Genomic DNA, 4501 nt, shown 5'->3' on the forward strand with positions numbered 1-4501 from the left:
CCGCGGCGGCCTTCTCCTCGGCACTGTATCGACGCGTCGTGGGTTTCCCGGGCGACTGTTCCTTCGGCATACCTGCATCCTCGTTTCCAAGGTCAGGAGCCTCCGGGATTTCCAGGGCGTTTCAACCCCCAGGAGCGCCTCAACAAGGAGATCCGCCGGCGCACCGACGTCGTCGGCGGCTCGGTACTCGTTGAGGCCCACGACGAATGGCAGGTCGCCGACAAGCGCTACCTCTCCGAGACCAGCCTCGCTCTGCTCGACGTCAGTGACCAAAGTGCCGAAACCATTGCCCCCACAGCCGCTCTCACGGCATAGTGGCTACCACAGAGCCACACGCGGACACGCGACCGCTCTTACACCACTCCACGGGACGTGACCCCGTCCATCGAAAGATGGTCAGGCGCGTCGTGACGGTTTGGTCAAACCGCGCCTCTCTCCAACCATGGACCCGAAACGTCTCATCAAGCTCCTTGGCTATGACCGTCTTGTTTCCACCAGGTGTAGTGAGCTTGTCCAGGTTCAGTTCGAAGCCGTCGAGCACTTCCACGATGTCGGCGAACGCTTCAGGACTAGTTGCCAACAACACCCCTGCCGCATTGCGGGTCTCAGCAATGTCGTACCTATCTAGGATGCTCTGCGGCATGACATTTTTCCAGGACTCAGTGAGCTGCACGCAGCTCAGTCCATCACACATGGACAACCTGTTGGGTGAATCTCCTCCCCGCCACGCCGAGGATAAATGGATCTCATATCAGATCCATTTGTTAGGCTCTGCGCCATGACCGAGATGGCGACGCCGCTACGACCCGAGTCCGATACCCCGCCCCTGCCTGAGACCGTCGGCGGATTCAAGACTGTACTAGCTGACCCACCGTGGCGGTTCACCAATCGCACTGGCAAAGTCGCCCCTGAGCATCGGCGCCTGGACCGTTACAGCACGATGAGCCTTGAAGCCATCAAGCGAATCCCCGTATCTGAATGTGTTGCCAAGGACGCACACCTCTACCTGTGGGTGCCCAACGCTCTTTTACCGGATGGTATAGATGTCATGGAGGCGTGGGGCTTTCGCTACGTTTCCAATATCATTTGGGCGAAGCGACGGAAAGACGGCGGTCCCGATGGGCGCGGAGTCGGCTTCTATTTTCGCAACGTGACCGAGATTCTTCTGTTTGGAGTTCGCGGCTCAATGCGGACGCTGAGCCCCGCACGTTCACAAGTAAACATGATTGAGACGCGCAAGAGGGAGCACTCACGGAAACCCGATGAGCAATACCCACTCATTGAATCTTGCAGTCCTGGACCTTATTTGGAGCTATTCAATCGGCACCCGCGTAAGAACTGGACATTATGGGGGGACGAAGCCGACGAGGAAGTGACCCCACGCGGACAAGTACACAAAGGCTATACGGGCGGTCCGATGCTCACCCCCGTACTGGAACCACACGAACGATTGACCCCTGGAGCGCAAGACGTCGTAGGTCACAACCTACGCGCCGAGTACGAAAAGGGCACTAGCATAAGGGAATTAGCTTCTCAGACTGGATACAGCATCCGCCGGGTTCGTACCCTACTTACCCAAGCTGGCACTGAGATTCGCGCCCCTGGGAAGCACCAATAGTGGAGCTGCCTACAAGCGTGCGACCAGACCGCGAGCGATAGCCGTAGCGGTAGCTGGCGCATTGTTGTGGAGCGTAAAGCCGCCCTGGTTCGGTTGCATGAGCCGCGACGGGCGATAGTAGCGAGTGACTGAACGTAGCACCCGCTTGCGGTGACCGACTTGGACCACGCCGAGGTCTAGGACTTCGATACGGCTGTAGTCTGACCGCAACACCTCAACCCGCACGGGTACGCGGTGAATCACCCTGTCTACAAGCGGCTTACGCATGTCACGTTTCGGTTCAGGAATGGTTACCGCAGGTCAAGTCCCGGGAAGTGGTGTAGTGCTGCGTGATCCGGCATCTTCCCCGACCGCAACGCACTGATCCGCCTCGTCGGTGCCGTACTGGCCGAACAACACGACGAATGGGCCGAGTCCCGGCGCTACCTCGGCCTCGACGTGCTGAGCAAATCACGCGCCGTCAACGACACCGCAACAGAACAGGAGGACACCCCGGCGGCACTGACCGCCTGAACCATCAAATCGAAGAATCACGCGACGACGTCGTACACCACGTCCCTGGACTTGACCCGCCACTCCGTCGTATCGACGGGGCAATGGTTAACCATGCGCGTGTCGCGGCATGGTTAACCATGATGCGCGTGGGACGATTCCCAGCAGTCACACCTGCTGAAAGGAGGTTCCATGCGCTGAGGCCGCCCATGCCGCGGCAGTCGAACTCCTGGCCAACGGCCATCATCTGCGAGCGCCCATCGATGCACACGCCGCATTCGAATCAGGTGTTCTCGTAACACTTTTCACGCGGATTTCCCACTAGAACGACGCAAGCCCCCGGCGGCTACCGAGGGCTACGTCGGAGTCGAGCTGTCACTCGACCCTTGGGTTTGTCATGCGTGCCATCCCCCTAGGAAGGGACTGTCTGATGACACGTCTCAGGATACTGCATGTCTGCGTGCAGATCTTGGTACATCGAGCCGACACGCGGCGGATCTGTCGATGATGTCCGCGATACGCGTCCGCACCGCTAGCTCGCTATCTGACCGGCCTGCGCCGTTCGGCGCAATCGATGGCGGAAACGTATGCCGCCCAACTAGATCCCTGACATCACACAGGAACCGCACATCCCGGGCAATCCAGCCTGCCGGCAACCCCACTGCGTCCACAGATCGGCGAACGTTCCGCGGCACAGTCCCTGCCGCGCGAGAGGGGGCGCCCGTGATGGCCTAAGCCGTGCAGAGCCCACCAGCGACTATTCGAGCGAGTGGGCCAACGCCAGAAATCGTGAAAATCGGTGTGGGCCAACCACTGTGACATGACGAAGGCCCCGCTCGAAAGCGGGGCCGCGTCAAGGGTTCGATCTGAGTTGGCGCTCAGATCCAGGTCCGCACCCCGTGCCCCTTGGAAGGGACGATGTCGTATCAGGACTCGTCTCACGGTAGTGCATACCCTCGACACCGTCTAGGCACCGCGCGAAACCGTGATCTCAGAATTGGCTCGGCCCCGAGCCCGCTTGGGCGAGCCGCAGGCGACTACGCCGAACACTGCCAATCGACTGCGGTCCAACAGCGGTTGCGCCGCATCAGGAACCGCGAGCAACGGCGGAACTGGGTGCAGCGCGCCGGCGAGACTGCCCCGTCGACGCCGATGTGGACGTCGCGCGCCGGCTGGATCGGCGGCGTCGAAGCATGGGCGCAAAGCAATGAACTAGAGGCTGTGTGTGCTTCGACGAACGTCTCGATCACCAGCTCGACACTGGCTGCCGTGGCGAGGGCCTGGGCGCAGTTCGCCGACCACGGCACCGGCCGCAATGCAGCGGTGACGCGAGTACGGGTGGCGGAAGCGGCCGGCTGCGACCCCAGGACGGTTACCAGGGCGTGGAAGGTTCTGGGCGCGGCCGGTTGGGCGGTGGAAGCAGCGCGCGGCCACGGGTCCAGTTCGACGGCAAGCTGTGGCAACCGGCCCTCGATCTGGCATCTGGTGAGCCGCAAAGTGGAGTCCACAGAGATCGGCCGGCCTGTGGAGTTTGTCCACCTACCGCCATCCCGAAGGGATAGGCGGTTAAGTCCAGTAAGTTCGAACTCACCAAAGGCGCGCGCGGGCGCGCCCGCCAAGAAAGTTCATCCCCCTACGAAGAAAAACAAACCCCCGACACGGACTGCGCCGCGGCCGTTGGCCTTGCAGCGCCTTGCGGCCGAGCTCGTCACCCCGGCCGGTCGTCGTGACCCATTGTGTCGGGGCCTTGATCAAGGACATATCGGGGCAATCTGCGATGCAATCTCGTCAGCTGGGATCGACCCGGCTGTCTGGTCAGCTCGCGCCGTCACCGAAGCACTCAACCGCGATATGCGGGCCCGAGGATGGTCATGGCCGAACGAAATCACCAGCCCAGGGGCGTTCTTGGCATCGAGACTGCGGCTCTTGCCGAAACGGCTCTACGAAGGCACTCCACAAGGCCGCACAACCGCGGGCACGGACGAGACCACGGCCGTCCGCCCGATCAGTTCCGCCACCGCCGACCCCAGTGGTGTGAGCGACCGACTCACCGTTGTCACGCAGGGAGCGCCAACCGGATTGGGCCGAACAACGGCTGTCCGTGTCGCTGCAGCTTCAGGAGAGTTTTGCGTGGTGTGTTGCGGCCCTCACCCAGTGCGCCGGCCATTCCTGCCGACTCACCGGGCATACGTCTGCGATCGCTGCTGGGAGCAGCACGCCGAGCCAGCCGTCGCCGGACAGTGATGAGGTCTCAAGCTGCAACGCAGGGTTGCGAACTGTTCGGCGATTCGTGAGTAAACGTGATCGAATGTGTGTTTTAGTGAGTGGGTGAAGTTGGCGGAGTGGGCGCGTGCGAATGGTGTGCATCCGCAGACTGCGTATCGGTGGTTT

At 61.6% G+C, this 4501-nt stretch carries 3 protein-coding genes and 3 pseudogenes (1 of these 6 cut by a window edge); 4 read left to right on the forward strand and 2 right to left on the reverse strand.

Going from position 1 to position 4501, the window contains the following annotated elements:
* Positions 1–315 (forward strand): annotated as a pseudogene (locus tag H7I87_RS11130) (hypothetical protein); the annotation flags it as partial.
* On the opposite strand, the gene H7I87_RS11135 reads toward H7I87_RS11130, so the two are convergent.
* Entirely contained in the window at positions 305–673 is a 369-nt protein-coding gene (locus H7I87_RS11135; RefSeq protein WP_167380321.1) for a BglII/BstYI family type II restriction endonuclease, read from the reverse strand. The pseudogene H7I87_RS11130 and the gene H7I87_RS11135 sit on opposite strands and share 11 nt — an antisense overlap.
* 114 nt (positions 674–787) lie before the next feature.
* Here H7I87_RS11135 and H7I87_RS11140 point away from each other — a divergent pair, with 114 nt between their 5' ends.
* Entirely contained in the window at positions 788–1618 is an 831-nt protein-coding gene (locus H7I87_RS11140) for an MT-A70 family methyltransferase (protein WP_083071841.1), read from the forward strand.
* Positions 1619–1954: 336 nt separating this feature from the next.
* A pseudogene (locus H7I87_RS11145) lies at positions 1955–2131 on the forward strand (transposase); the annotation flags it as partial.
* A gap of 1016 nt (positions 2132–3147) precedes the next feature.
* Here the strand turns inward: H7I87_RS11145 and H7I87_RS11150 are convergent.
* Complete coding sequence (locus tag H7I87_RS11150) at positions 3148–3618, reverse strand: hypothetical protein (protein WP_167380320.1); 471 nt, start codon at positions 3616–3618, stop codon at positions 3148–3150.
* An 820-nt stretch (positions 3619–4438) separates the two neighbouring features.
* On the opposite strand from H7I87_RS11150, the pseudogene H7I87_RS11155 reads away from it, so the two are divergent.
* A pseudogene (locus H7I87_RS11155) lies at positions 4439–4501 on the forward strand (IS607 family transposase) (its annotated part continues 363 nt past the right edge of the window); the annotation flags it as partial.

Source organism: Mycobacterium timonense, from assembly GCF_025821985.1.
Lineage (GTDB): Bacteria > Actinomycetota > Actinomycetes > Mycobacteriales > Mycobacteriaceae > Mycobacterium > Mycobacterium avium.